Here is a 19539-nt window from a genome sequence, read left to right as displayed (position 1 = left end):
TGCTCGGGGCGGCGGGGCCGCCGTGGCGTCAACGGAGCGCGGACTTTAGCGCTTTGCGGATGATGGTGGCGGCGTCGTCGCCGGCGGCCGTGGCCTCGCGCGCCATGCGCACGGCCTCGGCCGGCTTGTAGCCCAGCTGCTGCAGGGCGATGACGGCTTCGCTCTGGGGGTCGGCGGCGGCGCCGTTGCCGGTCAGGGTCACGCCGGCACCGGCCAGGTCGGCGGCGCGGTCGCGCAGCTCCACCACCATGCGCTCGGCGGTCTTCTTGCCGATGCCCGGGATGCGGGTCAGCGCGGTGATGTCGCCGGACTGGACCAGGCGCGCGAATTCGTCGACCGAGGTGCCCGACAGCACCGCCAGGGCGATCTTGGCGCCGATGCCCGAGACCCGCTGCACGTCGCGGAACAGGCGGCGCTCGCCCTCGCGCAGGAAGCCGTACAGCGAGACGCTGTCTTCCTTCTGCGCGTAGTGGGTGAACAGCGCGACTTCCCGGCCGAGGTCGGGCAGGTCGTAGAAGGTGCTCATCGGCGCCTCGAGCTCGTAGCCGACGCCGTTCACGTCCACCACCAGCCACGGCGGCTGCTTGTGGACGAGGATGCCTTTCAGACGACCGATCATGCGCCGCGTCTCCGCAACAGGTGGGTGGCCACGCCGGTGCGCGCCGCCGTCGCGCTCATGTGCGCGTGGGTCAGCGCGACCGCCAGTGCATCGGCGGCGTCGGCCTGCAATCTGGTGTCCGGCAGGTTCAGCAGCAATCGCACCATGTGCTGGACCTGGTCCTTCTCGGCCGCGCCGCGACCGACCAGCGACTGCTTGATCACGCGCGGCGCGTACTCGCTGATCGGAATGCGCCGGCGCACCACCGTCGCCAATGCCGCGCCGCGGGCGTGGCCAAGCTTGAGCGCCGAGGTCGCCGACTTGGCCATGAACACGGTCTCGATCGCCACCTGCTGCGGCTGCCACTCGTCCAGCAGCGCCTCCAACCCCTCGCACAGCAGCCCGAGCCGCGACGGGAAGTCCTCGGCTTCAAGCAGGACCAGCGCGCGCGCATGCACGAAGGTGCAGCGGCCGTCGGTGGCGACGTCAATGACGCCTACACCGGTGCGCTGGGAACCGGGGTCAATCCCGAGGATTCTGATCACGTGGCCAGCTTACGCCGTCAGGCGTAGGCATCCTCGCCGAGTTCGGCATTGGAGTAGACGCTCTGGACATCGTCCATGTCTTCGAGCCAGCGCAGCAGCTTGACCACCTGCTGCCCGGTCTCGCCGCTGACGGCGATGTCGTTGTCGGCGCGCATCGTCACTTCGGCGATGTCGGCCTTGAGGCCGCCGGCTTCCATGGCGGCCTTTACGGTCGCGAATGCATCCGGCGTGGTGACGACGTCGATCGCGCCGTCGTCGTAGACGACCACGTCGTCGGCGCCGGCATCGATCGCCAGCTCGGTGACCTGGTCTTCGCTGGCACCGGCGGCGAACGACAGCACGCCGACCTTCCTGAACATGAAGGACACCGAGCCGTCGGTGCCGAGGTTGCCGCCGAACTTGCCGAAGGCATGGCGCACGTCGGCGACGGTGCGGACCTTGTTGTCGGTCAGGCAGTCGACGATGACGGCGACGCCGCCGGGGGCATAGCCCTCGTAGCGGATCTCTTCGTAGACCACGCCTTCGAGTTCGCCGGTGGCCTTCTTGATGGCGCGCTCGATCACGTCCTTGGACATGTTCACCGACAGGCCCTTGTCGACGGCCGCGCGCAGGCGCGGATTGCCCGACGGGTCGCCGCCACCGGAGCGGGCGGCGACGCCGATCTCACGAATGATCTTGGTGAAGATCTTGCCGCGCTGCGCGTCCACCGCGTTCTTGCGGGCCTCGATCGAGGGACCTCTACCCATGAACTTGTTCCAGGCTGTTGCTTTGGCGAAGCGGCGATTTTACTCGATTGGGCGGTGCGTGCCGCTCGTCGCAGTTCGCCGGCTCAGGAGGCGAAGCGGCCATTGCGCAGGAAGGCGGCGACCAGCCCGGCGACCTGGCGGGAATAGACCAGGCCGGTGTGGCTGCTGTCGACCACGGTGTGGTCGGCCAGGCCGGCAAGCCGGGTTTCGGCGACCGACACGGTGCCGTCGTTCTCTTCCTGGAAGCGACCGAAGTACTTGCCCAGCCCCAGCGAGGTGCGGCCGGCGACCATCCCGACTTCGGCCTTGCCCGACCACGGCGCGCAGCCCTGGCGCAGCAGCGACGCGCTGCGGCCCAGTGTCGGCGCGGTCCAGGCGTAGCCGGCCAGCCCGCTGGCGGCGGCGCTGCCGCACAGCGGCGAGCCCAGGCAGACGACGCGCTCGACCGGTACCGAGGGGTGGCGCTCCAGCGTGGTCAGCGAGACCAGCCCGCCGAGGCTGTGGGCCACCACATGAGCCGGCGCCCGCTGCAGGTGCTCGGCCAGGCGCGGGATCGCCGCGTCCGGACCGCCGGCGACGGTGGCATAGCCGAAGAACTCGGGGGCAAAGCCGGCCTCGCGCAGCCGCTGGGCCAGCCAGTGCATCGACAGGCGGGGCATCCAGAGGCCGTGGAGGAGGATGACGCGGTTGGTGGGCATGGGGACCTTGATGGAGGTCGTTTGCCTTAAAGCAACTGCAAGAGCCCCCCTCTTCCGCCCTTCGGGCACCTTCTCCCACGAGGGGAGAAGGAACCACGCTTTGCCCTCTCCCCTTGTGGGAGAGGGACAGGCCGCGAATGCGGCCAGGGAGAGGGGTCGCTACGCAGACCGGCGCAGGATGTATTCGTGGTCGCGGGTACCGCCGACGATGAAGTCGTAGTCCCCCACCCGCTCGAACCCGTAACGCGCGTAGAACCGCTGCGCCCCCAGGTTCTCGCTCCAGACACCGATCCACAGCGTCCGCGGACCGTCGCGCAGCAGCCATTCCTGCGCGGTCTCGAACAGCCGCGCACCCCAGCCGCCGTTCTGGTGCTCGCCCAGCACGTACAGGCGCTTGAGCTCGCCGTCGCCAGCGGCCACCTCGGCATGCGGCAAGCCGCAGGGGCCCGCCGCCGCGTGGCCGACGGCCCTGCCCTCCACTTCCAGCAGCCACACCGCGTAGTCGGGATGGCCAAGGATCACCTTCTGCTTGTCGACCGCATAGCTGTCGTGCAGGAAGAACTGCAGGTCGGCCTCCGGGTACTGGTGCCCGAAGGTCTCGGTGAAGGTCTGCGCGGCCAGGGCCGACACGGTTTCCGCGTCGGCCACGGTGGCACGGCGAATGATCGCCACGGTCAGGCTTCCTCTTCGTCCTCTTCCTCTTCCTCGTCGGACTCCTCGTCTTCCTCGGCGTCCTCGTCTTCTTCCTCGTAGTCCTCGTCGCCGAAGTCCTCACCGTCCCAACGGAACTGGCCGTCGGCAACGAAAGTCATCGACAGCTGCCCAGCGGCAGTGCGCGTGCGCACCAGCCAACCGCCGAACACCTGCGCGCGCTCGGTCACCAGCCCGGCACCGGCGGCCGAACCGGCATCGACCAGCGCTTCCCACTCCAACTCCAGCGCCTGCTCCACTTCAACTTCCGACATTGCGATTACTTCCCTTCTTTCTTCGGACGAACTTGAATGTGCACTTCCGCCAGCTGCGCGTCCGGCACCGGCGACGGCGCGCCGGTCATCAGGCACTGCGCGGTCGTGGTCTTCGGGAACGCGATGACGTCACGGATCGACTCGGTGCCGGCCATCAGCGCGGCGATGCGGTCGATGCCGAAGGCGATGCCACCGTGCGGCGGCGCGCCGTACTTGAGCGCGTCGAGCAGGAAGCCGAACTTGCCTTCGGCCTCTTCCGCGCCGATGCCGAGCAGCTCGAACACCGCCGACTGCATCGCCGAGTTGTGGATGCGGATCGAACCGCCGCCGATCTCGTTGCCGTTGAGCACCATGTCGTAGCCGCGCGACACCGCCGTCTTCGCATTCGCGCGCAGGTCGGAGATCGAGTCGACCGCCGGTGCGGTGAACGGGTGATGCAGGGCGACGTAGCGGTTCTCTTCCTCGTCCCACTCGAACATCGGGAAGTCGGTCACCCACAGCGGCGCCCAGGTGTCGGCGACCATGCCCAGGTCCTTGCCCAGCTTCAGGCGCAGCGCGCCCATGAAATCGCTGGCCGACTTGTACGTGGCGGCACCGAAGAAGATCGCATCGCCGGTCTGCGCGCCGGTGGCGGACAGGATCGCCGCCAGCGTGGCGTCGTCGAGGAACTTGGCGATGGGTGAGTTGACGCCTTCACGGCCCTTGCCGGCGTCCTCCACCTTCATCCACGCCAGGCCCTTGGCGCCGTGCTTGGCCGCGTGCGCGCCGTAGTCGTCGATCTGCTTGCGGCTGAGCGTCGCCGCGCCCGGAACGCGTAGCGCGACCACGCGGCCGTCTTCGTGGTTGGCCCAGTCGGTGAAGACCTTGAACTCGCAGTTCTTCACCAGCTCGGCGATGTCGGTGAACTCCATCGCGATGCGCAGGTCCGGCTTGTCCGAACCGTAGCGACGCATCGCCTCGGCGTAGGTCATGCGCGGGAACTGCGCAACCAGCTCGACGCCCATCACTTCGCGGAACACCGAACGGATCATTTCCTCGGTGAGGTCCTGCACGTCGCGCTCGGACACCCACGCGAACTCCATGTCGAGCTGGGTGAACTCGAGCTGGCGGTCGGCACGCAGGGCCTCGTCGCGGAAGCAGCGCGCGATCTGGTAGTACCGGTCGAAGCCGGCCATCATCAGGATCTGCTTGAACAGCTGCGGCGACTGCGGCAACGCGTAGAACTCGCCGTGGTGCATGCGCGCCGGCACCAGGAAGTCGCGCGCGCCTTCCGGCGTGGCCTTGGTCAGGATCGGCGTTTCGATGTCCTGGAAGCCGCGCTCGTCGAGGTAGCGACGCAGGGCCTGCACCAGCTTGATGCGGGTGCGCATCTTGCGCTGCATCTCCGGGGTGCGCAGGTCGAGGTAGCGGTACTGCAGGCGGATGTCCTCGCCCGGGTTCTCGTGCGCGTGGAACGGCAGCGGCTCGGCCTTGTTGAGCAGCTCGATCTTCGTCGCGACGATTTCGACCTGGCCGGTGCGGATCTTGGCGTTGACCGATTCGCGCTTGCGCACCACGCCGGTGATGCGCAGGCAGTCTTCGTAGCCCACCTGGGCCGCCGCCGCGATCACCGCGGCATTGACCTCGCCCGCACCCAGCGCCGGATCCTGGGTCGGCTCGGCCACGATCTGGACGATGCCTTCGTGGTCGCGCAGGTCGATGAAGCACAGGCCGCCGAGGTTACGGGCAACGTCGGCCCAGCCGCACAAAGTGACGGTCTGTCCGATCAGGGCCTCATCGATGAGGCCGCAAAAATGGGTACGCATGGGGGCTCCGGGTTACTTGGCTCCGGCCCAAGGCCGGACAACACGTCATTTTAACGGCAGCGGCGGGTTACTTGCCCGCGGATCGCAGCGGACATGGCCGTCGTGGCCATTTCGCCCCCGGAGGTTGCATGAATCACCCGACCATGCGCTGGCTGCTGGTGCTGTGCCTGGCGCTGCTGGCCCTCCCGATGCCTGCCCAGCAACGCCTCCATGCGCCCGAAGACCTGCGCAGCCTGTCCTACGAGGACCAGGTCCGGGTCATCAGCATGGAGTACGAAGACCAGTCCCACGGCCACCGGATCCCGGACGACCAGCTGCAGTTCTACCTCGACCAGGTCAACCGCTCGGACTGGCGTTTCAGCCAGATCAAGGCCGACATCGCCCAGTCGCTGGGAAATACCCTGCCGCCCCCGCCGGACGGACCGGCTGGCCAGAGCGTGACCTGCGAAAGCTTCAACCACCAGCCGCGCATCTGCCGCGTGCCCTGGCAGGGTCCGTCGCGCCTGCTGCGGGAATCCACGGGCAGCCAGCCGTGCATCGAAGGCCAGACCTGGCAATCGCAGAATGGCCAGGTCTACGTGGGCCGCGACTGCCGGGCAGAGTTCGTCGCCCTTGGCGCCATGCAGCCGACCGAGCCGATGCCGAGCACGCCATTGGTGGTGTGCAGCAGCGTCGACACCCGCCCCAAGGCCTGCCAGTGGCCGGGAACCCGCACGCCGCGGTTGCTGCAGCAGCTGTCCAGCCAACCCTGCGTGCAGGGCCGTACCTGGGGCTTCACCGGCAGCGCGGTCTGGGTGAGCCAGGGCTGCAGCGCGCGCTTTGGCTACTGACACTACGTCCACGCGCGTGCGCCTATAGAAGATGCCATCGAGGAGCCAGGCGCCATGGCGACAGCGACCAAGCGGACGTTCCGTTTTCTGGGCCTGGCCTGGCTGTTGGCCCCTGCGCTTGCGACACACTCGGCCGCCCTGCCATCCGGTGCCACGCTGTCTGCCAGCGCCAGTGCAGAGATGCGGGTCGGCCTGACCCTGGTGGATGCCAATCCTGCGCAATCCGTGTCCCTGCCCGATCCGGCGACCCTGCCCTACCCGGCCTCGAAGCATGCGGTCATGTGCCGTAGCGACGGCCGGAGCTATCGGGAATGCCGGACGCCGTTCCACGGGCCGGTAGAACTGTCGCGCGAGATAAACGGCACCCGCTGCGTCGAGCACCGGAACTGGGGCTGGCGCGAGGGTGCCGTCTGGGTCGGATCGGGCTGCGACGCGGTGTTTGTGCGTAGCAACCCCACCTAGACGGCGGACCCCGGGGACTGCTCAGCTTTTGCTGGGCGGGGCCGGGTCGGCCTTCTTCTCGACTTTCTTCTCGGCGGGCTTGCTCTCGGCCGGCTTGCTGTCGCCTCCGCCCGAGGAGGACGAGCCCTCGCCGGCGAGGTTGCGCTTCTTGTCGCCGTCCTTCTTGAAGTCGGTCTCGTACCAGCCGCCGCCGGCAAGGCGGAACTGCGGCGCGGTCAGCTGGCGGCGCACGTGCGGCTCGCCGCAGACCGGGCACTGCGTGGGGTCGGCCTCAGACAGCTTCTGCAGGCGGTCAAAGGCGTGGCCGCAGGCGGCGCACTCGAAGGCATAGATCGGCATGTCACGACGCATCACGAAGACAGGCCGGCATTCTGGAGGCAACGGCGGGCTTTTCAAGCATCCGATCGCCGCGAGGCGCGCTGGGCGGCCTCGCCGGGCGGGTGAGTGGCCTCGCCCGCGGTGTCCGGCGCAAGCCGGCAGGTCATACACTCCGCGTCCCCACTCCCGAGGCGCGCCATGGACCCGTTGCGTATCTACCGGATCGATGCGTTCACCACCCAGCAGGGCCAGGGCAATCCTGCAGGCGTGGTCACCCATGCCACCGGCTTGGACGATGCCGGCATGCTGGCCATCGCGCATCGGCTCGGGCACTCCGAAACGGCGTTCGTGCTGCCGCCGAACGGCGACGATCACGATCTCCACATCCGCTATTTCACGCCGACGACGGAAGTGCCCGTGTGCGGCCATGCCACCGTCGGCGCACATTTTGCCCTGGCGCTCGAAGGTGCCGCGCCAGGTGTGCGCCGGCAACTGACGGGGGCCGGCGTGCAGACGGTGACGACCGCGCGCACGGATGATGGCTCCATCGCCGTACGCATCCAACAGAATCCGCCGACGTTTGCACCGCCCTTGTCGTCGGAGCTGGTGCAGGAAGTCGCCGGCGCGATTGGCCTGGATGTCGACGAGCTCGATTCACGCGGTCCGGTGCAGTTCGTCAGCACCGGTCACGGCAAGCTGCTGATCCCGATCAAGCGCCTTCAGTGCCTGCGCGAGCTGAAGCCGGACATGGCCCGCCTTGCGCAGCTCGAGACGCATGTCGGCAGCAAGGGTTACTTCGTTTTCACCCTGGACACCGATGCCAGTTGTGATGCCTACACGCACGGTCGAATGTTCGCGCCAGGGATCGGCGTGGATGAAGATCCCGTCACCGGCAACGCCAACGGGCCGCTCGGTGCGTATCTGGTTCGTCACCGGTTGATAGCGTTCGACAGCGATGAGGTGCGCTTCCGCGGACGCCAGCAGACCGGTGCGGGACGTGGCGGTTTCGTCGACGTCAGCGTGCAGGTCGACTCGGGCGAGCCGGTGGGCGTTGCGATCGAGGGGCAGGCGGTGCTGGGCGAGCGCGTGCAGTAAGGCAGATCAAAGCCCCCCCTCTTCCGCCCTTCGGGCACCTTCTCCCGCAAGGGGAGAAGGAAACTCAAGACCCTCTCCCCTTGTGGGAGAGGGACAGGCCGCGAACGCGGCCAGGGAGAGGGGACGGGGCTCAGCCGCCCTCGTACAACCGCAGCAGCGCCTCTTCCGCCTTCGCCAGCTCCGCCGCCACCTGCTCGCGACGCTTGGCCAGTTCGGCCGCATCGGTGCCGCCGCCGGCGTACTGGTCCGGATCGGCCAGGTCCATGTCGAGCGTGTGCAGCTTGGATTCCAGCTCGGCCACGCGCGCTTCGGCCTGCGCGAGCTTGTGGGCGTTGGCCTTGGGTGCCTTGGCGGCCGGCTTGGCCGCCGGCACCGGCGCCGCTGCGGCCGCAGCCACCTTGGCCGGCACCTTGCCGTCGTTGCTGCTGTCGCGCGTGCGCAGCCAAACTGCGTAGGCATCGAGATCGCCGTCGAACGGTTGCGCAACACCGTCGGCGACGCGCCAGAACGTGTCGCAGACCAGGCCGATCAGGTGGCGGTCATGGCTGACCATCACGATCGCGCCTTCGAAGATGCTCAGCGCTTCGGCCAGGGCCTCACGCATGTCGAGGTCGAGGTGGTTGGTCGGTTCGTCGAGCAGCAGCACGTTCGGCTTGCGCCAGGCGATCAGCGCCAGCGCAAGACGTGCACGTTCGCCACCGGAGAACACATCGACCTTCTCGAACGCGCGATCGCCAGGGAAGTTCCACTTGCCGAGGAAGTCGCGCAACTGCTGCGTGGCCACGCCAGGGGCGATGTCGGCCAGATGGTCGATCGCGGTGGTGCCTTCGCGCAGCGACTCCACCGTGTGCTGGGCGAAGTAGCCGATGCGCAGGTCGGGATGGCCGCCGCGCTCGCCGCTGAGCAGCGGCAATTCGCCGACCAGCGACTTCACCAGCGTCGACTTGCCGGCACCATTGGGGCCGAGCAGCGCGACGCGGTCGCCGGCTTCGAGGATGAAGCCGATCTGGTGCAGCACGGTGTGGTCGCCATAGCCGCAATCGGCATGCGTCACGCGCAGCAGCGCGTGCGGCAGCTTCGCCGGCGCCGGGAATTCGATCCGCAGCGCGCGCTCCACGCGCACCGCCTCGGTGTCGGCCATCTTCGCCAGGCGCTTGACCCGCGACTGCGCCTGCTTGGCCTTGGCCGCGCTGGCGCTGAAGCGGTCGATGAAGCTCTGCAGGTGGGCGCGCTCGGCCTGCACCTTTTCGTGGGTGATCTGCTGCAGGCGCAGGTGTTCGGCGCGCTGGCGCTCGAAGGCGGTGTAGTCGCCGGTGTAGAGCTTGCCCTTGCCGTCGTGCAGATGCAGCGTGTGGGTGGTGATCTCGTCGAGGAACTCGCGGTCGTGCGAGATCAGCAGCAGCGTGCCCGGGTACTTGAGCAGCCACTGTTCCAGCCACAACACCGCGTCGAGGTCGAGGTGGTTGGTCGGTTCGTCGAGCAGCAGCAGGTCCGACGGCGTCATCAGCGCGCGCGCCAGGTTCAGGCGCACGCGCCAGCCGCCGGAGAATTCCTTGACCGCGCGCTCGTGCGTGTCGGGCGAGAAGCCCAGGCCGTGCAGCAGCTTGCCGGCGCGCGCGGTGGCGTCGTAGCCGTTGAGTTCTTCCAGGCGGTGATGCGCTTCGGCGACGGCTTCCCAGTCCTCGCGCTCGACCGCTTCGCGCTCGGCGACGATCGCCGCGTGCACCAGGGCATCGCCGGACAACACGAAATCGAGCGCCGGTTCGTCGAGCGCCGGGGTTTCCTGGGCAACGCTGGCGATGCGGACGCGGGTGGGTACGTCGATATCGCCCTTGTCGGCTTCGACATGGCCCTGGATCGCGGCGAACAACGACGACTTGCCGGTGCCGTTGCGGCCGATCACGCCCACGCGCCAGCCGGCATGCAGGGCCAGGTCGACGTTGGACAACAGCAGGCGCTCGCCCCGGCGGAGGGCGAAATTACGGAAGGAAATCACGGGGGGACCAGAAGGAGGCTCGAAACCCCACTAGTCTAGCGGTTTGCCAGCCCTGACCCACGTTCCTGACCCGCGATTGACATGCCTTGGCGCAATCTGGCGACCGGCCCCGCCCGCGCGGGACACGGGTTGCATCACCGGACTCGGGCCCACATCCTGAACGGCAGACCGCAAACGGGCTCTCAACACACGGATACTCGATGCACCATACGTCCCTGATCGCAATCCTCGTGGCCGGCTTCGTGCTGGCGTTCATCTTTGGCTCGCTGGCGCAACGCCTGCGGCTGTCGCCTCTGGTGGGCTATCTGTTGGCCGGCGTGATCGCCGGACCGTTCACGCCTGGATTCGTCGGGGATCAGACCTTGGCGCCGCAGTTGGCCGAGATCGGCGTGATCCTGCTGATGTTCGGCGTCGGCCTGCACTTCTCGATGCGCGACCTGATGGCGGTCAAGGCGATCGCCCTGCCCGGCGCGGTCGCGCAGATCACCCTGGCGACGGTGCTCGGCTGGGGCCTGGCGCGTTTCCTGGGCTGGTCGCACGGCGCCGGCATCGTATTCGGCCTGTCGCTGTCGGTCGCCAGCACCGTGGTGCTGCTGCGCGCACTGGAAGAACGGCGCCTGGTGGAAACCGGGCGCGGCCGCATCGCGGTGGGCTGGCTGATCGTCGAGGACCTGGCGATGGTGCTCGCACTGGTGCTGCTGCCCGCGCTGGCGGGCGTGCTCAAGGGCGAAGCCGGCGATGCGGTGCAGGTGTGGACGGCGCTGTTCAAGACGTTTGCCAAGGTCGGCGCGTTCGTCGCGGTGATGCTGATCGTCGGTCGCCGCGTGATCCCGTGGATCCTCGAGCGCGTGGCCGGCACCGGCTCGCGCGAGTTGTTCACGCTGTGCGTGCTGGCGATCGCGCTGGGCGTGGCGTTCGGTTCGGCGGCGATGTTCGGCGTGTCGTTCGCACTGGGCGCGTTCTTCGCCGGCATGCTGCTCAACGAATCGGAGTTCAGCCACCAGGCCGCGACCGAAACCCTGCCGCTGCGCGATGCCTTCGCGGTGCTGTTCTTCGTCTCGGTCGGCATGCTGTTCGATCCGATGATCCTGCTGCAGCGTCCGATGGAGGTGTTCGCGACCTTCCTGATCATCGTCATCGGCAAGTCGCTGGCGGCCTATGCCATCGTCCGGGCGTTCGGCAAACCCAACTCGACCGCATTGCTGATCTCGGCCAGCCTGGCGCAGATCGGCGAGTTCTCCTTCATCCTCGCCGGCCTCGGGCTGCAGCTGGAAATCCTGCCCAGCGAAGGCCAGGACCTGGTGCTGGCGGGCGCGCTGCTGTCGATCATCGTCAATCCGCTGCTGTTCGCCTGGCTCGACCGACGCGAAGCGCGCGAGGCCGCCAACCGCGCACCGGAACCGGAAGAGCACATCTCGCCGCCGATCCGCCCGGGCCTGAGCAACCACGTGATCGAGATCGGCTACGGCCGCGTCGGCAGCGAACTGACCCGCCTGCTGACCGAGCGTGGCGTCGAGATCGTCGTCATCGACGACGAGGAAGACCTGGTCAACAAGGCGCGCGCGGCCGGCCTGCCGGCGATCCGCGGCAATGCCGCCAACGAGCGCGTCTTGCGCGAAGCCGCACCGGAGCGCGCGACCATGGTGATGGTGGCGATCCCCAACGCGCTGGAGGCCGGCGAGATCATCGCCAAGCTGCGCGAAATGAATCCGGCGCTGACGATCGTGGCGCGCGCGCACAGCGACACCGAGGTCAAGCACCTGCTCGAACACGGCGCCGATGCGGCTGTACTGGCCGAGCGCGAACTGGCCCACAGCCTGGCCGAGATGGTGATGGCGACGCCGCAGTATCGCGGCGAGCGCCACCTGCCGCCTGCCGCGCCTGCCTGAGGGCTGCAACGGCAGCGCGGTGGCCGACGCGCCCGCTGTATTGCGTAGCCCCATACAACGGATGCCGTGGCACCGCGGTTGATGGGCGAAATCGGCATGAACAGGCTTTGCACGGGAATCGTCGCGCCGTTGCTGGTTCTCTTGCTTGCTTGCCTGCCATCGCTGGCCAGTGCGCAATGCGGTCTGGTGGCGCATACCGTCATCGAAACCAGCGTCCACAGCAGCCTGCCCACGCTGTCGACCCGCGCCGGATGGCGCCTGGGCGACGTGATCGCCATCCTGCCCGCCGGATCCGAGATCCACGTCTGCCAGACGCGCAAGGTCGGGCAGTTCGGCATCGGCACGCGCACGTGGCTGCGCGTGCAGTTCGATGGCGGCATCAGCGGCTGGGCGTATCTGGGCGCGACCGACATGTCGCCGCCACACACCGCCTTCGGCGGCTTCTCAGTCATCTCGCAAGCGATCGCGGGCGACCGGCCCGCGGCGTCAGGCAGCGCTGACGGCCTGCCCTGGCACGGTGGTGGCTGGATCCTGATGCTGTCGGCCGCGTTCGTCGTGCTCGGCATCGCCATGCGCCAAGCCTTCGAAGGCAAGCACCATCGCCTGCACGTCGAAGCCTGCAAGCGGGCGCTGATGATCGGACCACTGGCCATCGTGGTCGTGCTGCTGATCGGCGACTTCACCCTCAATGGCGAGATGGCGACGCTGGTGTGCCTGCTGATCGCATTCCAGAGCGGGTATTTCTGGCAGGTCCTGCTGGGACACAGGCCCTCACCCCTGCCCCTCTCCCGCATGCGGGAGAGGGGTTCGATCTTCAGGCCTTCACGAAGGTCAGCTGTCCACCCGCGGCATCCACCTTCACGGTATCGCCGCTGACGAATTCGCCGGCGAGGATTTTCTGCGCCAGCGGATTCTCGAGCTGCTGCTGGATGGCACGCTTGAGCGGCCTTGCGCCGTAAACCGGATCGAAGCCGACGTTGCCCAGCAGGTTCAGCGCGTTGTCGGTCAGCTCCAGCCCCAGCCCGCGCTCGCCCATGCGCTTCTCCAGGCCGCCGATCTGGAAGCGCGCGATCTGGCGGATCTGCGCCTTGTCGAGCGGATGGAACACGACGATGTCGTCGAGCCGGTTGATGAACTCCGGGCGGAAGTGCGCCTGCACCACGCCCATCACCGCCGCCTTCATCTGCGTGTAGGCCTCGGCCGAGCCGTCGCCTGCAAGTTCCTGGATCTGGTGCGAGCCCAGGTTGCTGGTCATCACGATCACCGTGTTGCGGAAATCCACCGTGCGGCCCTGGCCGTCGGTGAGGCGACCGTCGTCGAGCACCTGCAGCAGGATGTTGAACACGTCCGGGTGCGCCTTCTCGACCTCGTCGAGCAGGATCACGCTGTAGGGACGGCGACGCACGGCCTCGGTCAGATAGCCGCCTTCTTCATAGCCGACGTAACCCGGAGGCGCGCCGACCAGGCGGCTGACCGAGTGCTTCTCCATGAACTCGCTCATGTCGATGCGCACCATCGCATCGGTGGAGTCGAACAGGAATTCGGCCAGCGCCTTGCACAGCTCGGTCTTGCCCACGCCGGTCGGGCCCAGGAACAGGAACGAACCACTGGGACGGTTCGGATCCGACAGGCCCGCGCGCGAACGCCGCACCGCGTCGGACACGACCTTGATCGCCTCGTCCTGGCCGACCACGCGCGTGTGCAGGTGCTCTTCCATGCGCAGCAGCTTCTCGCGCTCGCCTTCGAGCATCTTCGCCACCGGGATGCCGGTCCAGCGCGAAACCACCTGGGCGATCTCCTCGGCGGTGACCTTGTCCTGCAGCAGCGTGAAGCCCTTGGTCTCGGCTTCCTGAGCGGCCTTGAGCTGCTTCTCGAGCTCCGGCAAGCGGCCGTACTGGATCTCGCTCATCGCGGTGAAATCCTGGCGGCGCTGCGCGGCCTCGAGGTCGAGCTTGGCCTGCTCGATCTGCTCCTTGATGCGGGTGGCGCCCTGCAGCATGGCCTTCTCGGCCTTCCACACTTCTTCCAGGTCGTTGAACTCGCGCTCGAGCCTGCCGATCTCTTCCTCGAGGTCGGACAGGCGCTTTTTCGACTCGGCGTCCTTCTCCTTCTTCAGCGCCTCGCGCTGGATCTTGAGTTGGATCAGACGGCGCTCCTTGCGGTCGAGCTCCTCGGGCTTGGAGTCGATCTCCATGCGGATGCGCGAGGCCGCCTCGTCCATCAGGTCGATGGCCTTGTCCGGCAGCTGGCGGTCGCTGATGTAGCGGTGCGACAGCGTCGCCGCGGCGACGATCGCCGGATCGGTGATCTCGACACCGTGATGCACCGCGTAGCGCTCCTTGAGGCCACGCAGGATGGCGATGGTGTCCTCGACGGTCGGTTCGCCAACGAACACCTTCTGGAAGCGGCGTTCGAGCGCAGCGTCCTTCTCGATGAACTGGCGGTACTCGTTGAGCGTGGTCGCGCCGATGCAGTGCAGCTCGCCGCGGGCCAGCGCGGGCTTGAGCATGTTGCCCGCGTCCATCGCGCCCTCGGCCTTGCCGGCGCCGACCATGGTGTGCAGTTCGTCGATGAAGAGGATGATCTGGCCTTCGTTCTTCGACAGGTCGTTGAGCACGGCCTTCAACCGCTCCTCGAACTCGCCGCGGAACTTGGCGCCGGCGATCAGCGCGCCCATGTCGAGGCTGAGCACGCGCTTGCCGCGCAGGCCCTCCGGCACTTCGCCATTGATGATGCGCTGGGCCAGCCCTTCCACGATCGCGGTCTTGCCCACGCCTGGTTCGCCGATCAGCACCGGGTTGTTCTTGGTCCGGCGCTGCAGCACCTGCACCGTGCGGCGGATCTCCTCATCGCGGCCGATCACCGGGTCGAGCTTGCCGCTCTCGGCGCGGGCGGTGAGGTCGATCGTGTACTTCTCCAGCGCCTGGCGCTGGTCCTCGGCATTTTCCGATTGCACGGTCTCGCCTCCACGCAGTTTTTCGATGGCCGCTTCGAGCTTGGGTTTGTTCGCACCGGCCGCCTTGAGCGCGCGACCGGCTTCGCCGCCGTCATCGAGCGCGGCCAGCAGCAGCAGTTCGCTGGCGATGAAGGCATCGCCGCGCTGCTGGGCCAGCTTGTCGGTGACGTTGAGCAGCCGCGCCAGGTCGTTGCCGACACTGATGTTGCCGGCCTGGCCGCTGACCTTGGGCAGCTTCTCCAGCGCCTCGCCGAGGCGTTCGCGCAGCAGCGGCACGTTGACGCCGGCCTGCGCCAGCAGCGGTCGCGTGCTGCCGCCGCTCTGGTCAAGCAAGGCCGTCAGCAGATGCACGGGTTCGATCACGCTGTGGTCGCGCCCGACCGCCAGCGATTGCGCGTCGGCCAGCGCCTGCTGGAAACGCGATGTCAGTTTGTCCATTCGCATGGAAGGGTTTCCCTCTCGATATCTGGGCAGCCGCATCGATCTGCGCGGCCGCAATGCCCATCAGATGCGGTCCGATCAGGCTTGATTCAAGCGTGTGGCGGCGCGTCCACCTGATGCTTACATGCGCTTGTTCACAATGGCGTGTATGAGTTCCCGGCACCCCCACCTGCCGCTCCCTCCGGCGGTCGCGCCCGACTGGGCCCTGTTCCTCGACGTCGACGGCACCCTGCTCGATTTCGCCGACGCTCCCGGTGACGTCACGGTCGAACCCGGCCTGATCGACACCCTGGCGATCCTGCACGGCCGCCTCGACGGCGCGCTGGCGCTCGTCAGCGGCCGCAACCTGGCCCAGCTCGATCAGCTGTTCGCGCCGCTGCACCTTCCCGCCGTCGGCCTGCATGGGCTGGAACGGCGCGACGACGGCCACGTCCGCCAGCTTCCTCGCGCGCCGGCACTCGATGGCGTGCTCGCCTCGGCGCGGGCGCTGGCCGCCAAGTACGCCGGCGCCCGCATCGAGGACAAGGGCGTTGGCTTGGCACTGCACTGGCGTGGCGCCCCGGCCGCCGAAGAGCCCCTGCACGAATTCGCCACCTCTGCACTGATCGACCTGCCTGGGTATCACCTGCAACCGGGCAATCGCGTCATCGAGTTGCGTCCCGATGGTGCCAACAAGGGTGCCGCGGTGCTCGACCTGCTGGCATTGCCGCCATTCCACGGTCGCCGGCCGGTGTTCGTCGGCGACGACCTCACCGACGAACATGGCTTCTGCGCGGTGAACTGCCACGGCGGATACGGCGTGCTGGTCGGCGCGCGCCAGCCCAGCGCCGCGCGCTACGGGTTGCACGACCCGGCCGCGGTGCGCGCGTGGCTGGACGACTCCATTGCCTGACATCCATTCCCACACCGGAGCAGGAATGACTTCAGTTTCAGACCTCCAGACCAGCCTCGACCTGGGCATCATCGGCAACGGCAGCATCGCCGCCCTCATCGACGCCCGCGCCCGCATCGTCTGGGGCTGCGTTCCCGCATTCGACGGCGACCCCACTTTCTGCGCCCTGCTGTCGCCGCGGCAGCACGAGGGCGGCGACTACGCGATCGAACTGGAGGATTTCGCCTCTTCCGAGCAGGAGTACCTGATCAACACCGCGGTGATCCGCACCGTCCTGCGCGACACCAAGGGCGGCGCCATCGAGATCATCGACTTCGCCCCGCGCTGGCACCAGAACGAGCGCTTCTATCGACCGGTGATGCTGCTGCGCCATGTCCGCCCGTTGGCAGGCCTGCCGCGCATCCGCATCCGCCTGCGTCCGCTCGCCGACTACGGCGCCAGCAAGCCCGAAACCACCTGGGGCAGCAACCATATCCGCTACCTGATCCCCGACTTCACGCTGCGACTGACCAGCGACGTGCCGGTGCGCCTGATCCGCGACAGCCTGCCGTTCGTGCTCGATCGCGACCTGCACCTGGTGCTGGGCCCCGATGAAACGCTGACGCAACCGGTGGCGACCTTCGTCCGCCAGTCGGAGGAAAAGACCATCGCCTACTGGCGCGACTGGGTGCGCTACCTGTCGATCCCGCTGGAATGGCAGGACCCGGTGATCCGCAGCGCGATCACGTTGAAGCTGTGTCAGTACGAGGAAACCGGCGCGATCGTGGCGGCGATGACCACCTCGATCCCGGAGGCGGCCAACACGGTGCGCAACTGGGACTACCGCTACTGCTGGCTGCGCGATTCGGCGTTCGTGGTCCGCGCGCTCAACCGACTCGGCGCCACGCGCAGCATGGAGGATTACCTGCGCTACGTCGCCAACGTCGCGTCCAACGACGGTGCCCTGCAACCGCTGTATGGCATCGGCTTCGAGCGCGAACTGGCCGAGTCGGAAGTGACGTCACTGGCCGGCTATCGCGGCATGGGACCGGTGCGCCGCGGCAACCTGGCGTGGCTGCAGGCGCAGCACGATGTCTACGGCAGCGTCGTGCTCGCGGCGACGCAGTTGTTCTTCGACCAGCGCCTGACGCGCGTGGGCGATGCCGCCATCTTCGCCCGCATCGAACCGCTGGGCGAGCTGGCCTACAAACTGCACGACCAGCCCGATGCGGGGCTGTGGGAGTTCCGCGGGCGCGCCGAAGTGCATACCTACTCCAGCGTGATGTGCTGGGCCGCGTGTGATCGCCTGGCCAGGATCGCGGTGCACCTGAACCTGGCGCCGCAATGCAAGTTCTGGCGCGAGCGCGCCGACGAGATGCATGCGCGCATCACCGAGCACGCCTACAACTCCGAGCTGGGCCATTTCGTCGAAGCCCTCGACGGCAACCGCCTGGATGCGTCACTGCTGCTGTTGGCCGACCTGGGCTTCATCAAAGCCGACGATCCGCGCTTCGTCCGCACGGTGGAGGCGATCGGCAAGGGACTGCGGCGCGGTGACGCGTTGTTCCGCTATGTCGCACCGGACGACTTCGGCTCGCCCGAAACCAGCTTCACGATCTGCACGTTCTGGTACATCGACGCGTTGGCGTCGATCGGCCGGTACGAGGAAGCGCGTTCGCTGTTCGAGCGGATCCTGGCGCGGCGCAACCCGCTCGGCCTGCTGTCGGAGGACCTGGAGTTCGGCGGTGGCGAGGCCTGGGGAAATTTCCCGCAGACGTACTCGCATGTCGGCCTGATCAATGCGGCAATGCGCCTGTCGAGGCCCTGGCAGGACGCGGCATGACGGGATCCGTTTGATGAGCCGGCTGGTCGTGGTCTCCAACCGTGTCGCCCTGCCCGGCGTGGACAGCGCCGGCGGTCTCGCCGTCGCCCTGCAGGCCGCGCTGGAAGAGACCGGCGGCCTCTGGTTCGGCTGGAGCGGCAAGATCGACGCCGAGCAGTCGGGCAAGACCCACGAAGTCGAGCGCGGCAACATCCGCTACGTCACCGTCGACCTGTCCAGGCGCGACCACGACGACTACTACAACGGCTTCGCCAACCGTACGTTGTGGCCGCTGCTGCATTTCCGCGTCGACCTGGTCGACTACAGCCGCGCCACGTACGCCGCCTATCGCCGGGTCAACGCACTGTTCGCCGAGAAGCTGGCGCCACTGCTGCGCGACGACGACCTGGTCTGGGTGCACGACTACCACCTGATCCCGATGGCCAAGCTCCTGCGCGAGCTGGGCGTGCGCTGCCGGCTGGGATTCTTCCTGCACGTGCCGATGCCCTCGTCGGACCTGCTGGCGGCGCTGCCGCAGCACCAGCGCCTGTTCGAGGGGCTGTCGTCGTACGACCTGATCGGCTTCCAGACCGGACGCGACCTGGAACGCTTCCAGGACTACGTGCGCCTGTTCGGCCGCGGCCGCGTGATCGAGAACGGCATCCTCGAAACCGAGCACGGACGCCGCCTGCGCGCCGGCGCGTTCCCGATCAGCATCGACACCGGGCACATCGCCAGCCAGGCCGCGGTCGCAGTGAACAAGCCGGGAGTACGACGGCTGGCGGCGAGCCTGTCAGGGCGGGCGCTGGCGATAGGCGTGGACCGGCTGGATTACTCCAAGGGCCTGCCAGAGCGCTTCCGCGCCTTCGGCTGCTTCCTCAAGCGCTACCCCGAGCACCGCGGCCGGCTGACCTACCTGCAGATCGCGCCGGTATCCCGCGGCGAGGTGGTCGAGTACCAGCAACTGCGCAGCGAACTGGAGCAGCTGGCCGGACACATCAACGGCGCCCACGCCGAGCCGGACTGGACGCCGGTGCGCTACGTCAATCGCAACTACCCGCACCCGTCACTGACCGGCTTCTACCGCATCGCCCGGGTCGGCCTGGTCACGCCGTTGCGCGATGGCATGAACCTGGTCGCCAAGGAATTCGTCGCCGCGCAGAACCCCGAGGATCCGGGCGTGCTGGTGCTGTCGACCTTCGCCGGTGCCGCGCGTGAACTCGACACCGCGCTGCTGGTGAACCCCTATGACCTCGACGGCGTCGCCGATGCCATCGCTGCCGCGGTTGCGATGCCGCTGCACGAGCGGCGCGAGCGATGGCAGTCGATGATGACCCTGCTGAAGGCACACGATGTCACCGCATGGCGACGCAGCTACTTGAATGCGCTCGCGAATGGATAAATCTCCGGGGCGGCCATTCTGAAGCCAATCGGGCCGAGGGGCCCGATTGACTTGATGTCACATGTCAGGGGCGTTGCGCTGGCGCATGCTCGAATGGCGG

General features: G+C 67.8%; 18 protein-coding genes. 8 read left to right on the top strand and 10 right to left on the bottom strand.

Features of this window, described 5'->3' with window-relative positions:
* Positions 1–28: 28 nt before the first annotated feature.
* The 7 genes from ruvA to aspS form a co-directional block, all read right to left on the bottom strand.
* Positions 29–619 (bottom strand): Holliday junction branch migration protein RuvA, encoded by a 591-nt coding sequence (ruvA, locus tag ACFOPO_RS01280; RefSeq protein WP_386700126.1) that lies wholly within the window; start codon positions 617–619, stop codon positions 29–31.
* Entirely contained in the window at positions 616–1143 is a 528-nt protein-coding gene (ruvC, locus tag ACFOPO_RS01275) for a crossover junction endodeoxyribonuclease RuvC (RefSeq protein ID WP_386700124.1), read from the bottom strand. The genes ruvA and ruvC overlap by 4 nt, the downstream gene beginning before the upstream one ends.
* Positions 1144–1160: 17 nt before the next feature.
* Positions 1161–1889 (bottom strand): YebC/PmpR family DNA-binding transcriptional regulator, encoded by a 729-nt coding sequence (locus ACFOPO_RS01270; protein ID WP_386700122.1) that lies wholly within the window; start codon positions 1887–1889, stop codon positions 1161–1163.
* Positions 1890–1972: 83 nt separating this feature from the next.
* Positions 1973–2587, bottom strand: a complete 615-nt coding sequence (locus ACFOPO_RS01265) for an esterase/lipase family protein (RefSeq protein WP_386700119.1) — start codon at positions 2585–2587, stop codon at positions 1973–1975.
* A 159-nt stretch (positions 2588–2746) separates the two neighbouring features.
* Positions 2747–3259, bottom strand: a complete 513-nt coding sequence (locus ACFOPO_RS01260; protein WP_386700117.1) for a GNAT family N-acetyltransferase — start codon at positions 3257–3259, stop codon at positions 2747–2749.
* A 2-nt stretch (positions 3260–3261) separates the two neighbouring features.
* Positions 3262–3552 (bottom strand): DNA primase, encoded by a 291-nt coding sequence (locus tag ACFOPO_RS01255; RefSeq protein WP_386700116.1) that lies wholly within the window; start codon positions 3550–3552, stop codon positions 3262–3264.
* Between the two features lie 5 nt (positions 3553–3557).
* Positions 3558–5357: an aspartate--tRNA ligase gene (gene aspS / locus ACFOPO_RS01250; protein ID WP_386700114.1), complete on the bottom strand. Its 1800-nt coding sequence runs from the start codon at positions 5355–5357 to the stop codon at positions 3558–3560.
* Between the two features lie 128 nt (positions 5358–5485).
* On the opposite strand from aspS, the gene ACFOPO_RS01245 reads away from it, so the two are divergent.
* Together ACFOPO_RS01245 and ACFOPO_RS01240 are read left to right on the top strand one after the other, a co-directional pair.
* Positions 5486–6187 carry a DUF3011 domain-containing protein gene (locus tag ACFOPO_RS01245; protein ID WP_386700112.1) on the top strand — a complete coding sequence of 234 codons (702 nt, stop codon included), beginning with the start codon at positions 5486–5488 and terminating at the stop codon, positions 6185–6187.
* 54 nt (positions 6188–6241) lie between these two features.
* Positions 6242–6649, top strand: a complete 408-nt coding sequence (locus ACFOPO_RS01240; RefSeq protein WP_386700110.1) for a DUF3011 domain-containing protein — start codon at positions 6242–6244, stop codon at positions 6647–6649.
* 21 nt (positions 6650–6670) lie between these two features.
* Here ACFOPO_RS01240 and ACFOPO_RS01235 read toward each other — a convergent pair whose 3' ends face one another.
* Positions 6671–6988 carry an FmdB family zinc ribbon protein gene (locus ACFOPO_RS01235; protein WP_386700109.1) on the bottom strand — a complete coding sequence of 106 codons (318 nt, stop codon included), beginning with the start codon at positions 6986–6988 and terminating at the stop codon, positions 6671–6673.
* Between the two features lie 177 nt (positions 6989–7165).
* Between ACFOPO_RS01235 and ACFOPO_RS01230 the strand changes: the two genes are divergently transcribed.
* Positions 7166–8062 (top strand): PhzF family phenazine biosynthesis isomerase, encoded by an 897-nt coding sequence (locus ACFOPO_RS01230; RefSeq protein ID WP_386700107.1) that lies wholly within the window; start codon positions 7166–7168, stop codon positions 8060–8062.
* A gap of 130 nt (positions 8063–8192) precedes the next feature.
* Here the strand turns inward: ACFOPO_RS01230 and ACFOPO_RS01225 are convergent, their stop codons facing one another.
* Entirely contained in the window at positions 8193–10058 is a 1866-nt protein-coding gene (locus ACFOPO_RS01225; RefSeq protein WP_386700105.1) for an ABC-F family ATP-binding cassette domain-containing protein, read from the bottom strand.
* A gap of 200 nt (positions 10059–10258) precedes the next feature.
* On the opposite strand from ACFOPO_RS01225, the gene ybaL reads away from it, so the two are divergent.
* The gene (gene ybaL / locus ACFOPO_RS01220; protein ID WP_386700103.1) at positions 10259–11947 is read left to right on the top strand and encodes a YbaL family putative K(+) efflux transporter; all 1689 of its coding nucleotides are present in this window, start codon (positions 10259–10261) and stop codon (positions 11945–11947) included.
* Positions 11948–12028: 81 nt separating this feature from the next.
* Positions 12029–12823 (top strand): hypothetical protein, encoded by a 795-nt coding sequence (locus tag ACFOPO_RS01215; RefSeq protein ID WP_386700101.1) that lies wholly within the window; start codon positions 12029–12031, stop codon positions 12821–12823.
* Here ACFOPO_RS01215 and clpB read toward each other — a convergent pair.
* Entirely contained in the window at positions 12762–15347 is a 2586-nt protein-coding gene (clpB, locus tag ACFOPO_RS01210) for an ATP-dependent chaperone ClpB (protein ID WP_386700099.1), read from the bottom strand. The two genes, ACFOPO_RS01215 and clpB, sit on opposite strands and share 62 nt — an antisense overlap.
* 145 nt (positions 15348–15492) lie before the next feature.
* Between clpB and otsB the strand changes: the two genes are divergently transcribed.
* From otsB to otsA, 3 genes are read left to right on the top strand one after another with little or no spacing between them, the layout of a single operon-like run.
* A complete protein-coding gene (otsB, locus tag ACFOPO_RS01205; protein WP_386700097.1) occupies positions 15493–16236 on the top strand; it encodes a trehalose-phosphatase in 744 nt (247 codons plus the stop codon).
* Between the two features lie 25 nt (positions 16237–16261).
* Positions 16262–18058: a glycoside hydrolase family 15 protein gene (locus ACFOPO_RS01200; protein ID WP_386700095.1), complete on the top strand. Its 1797-nt coding sequence runs from the start codon at positions 16262–16264 to the stop codon at positions 18056–18058.
* 13 nt (positions 18059–18071) lie between these two features.
* Positions 18072–19439 carry an alpha,alpha-trehalose-phosphate synthase (UDP-forming) gene (gene otsA / locus ACFOPO_RS01195; protein WP_386700093.1) on the top strand — a complete coding sequence of 456 codons (1368 nt, stop codon included), beginning with the start codon at positions 18072–18074 and terminating at the stop codon, positions 19437–19439.
* Positions 19440–19539 lie beyond the last annotated feature (100 nt).

This window comes from Lysobacter sp. GCM10012299 (assembly GCF_042649405.1).
In the GTDB taxonomy this organism is placed as follows: domain Bacteria; phylum Pseudomonadota; class Gammaproteobacteria; order Xanthomonadales; family Xanthomonadaceae; genus Lysobacter_J.
This window is presented reverse-complemented; position numbering and strand designations above follow the sequence as displayed.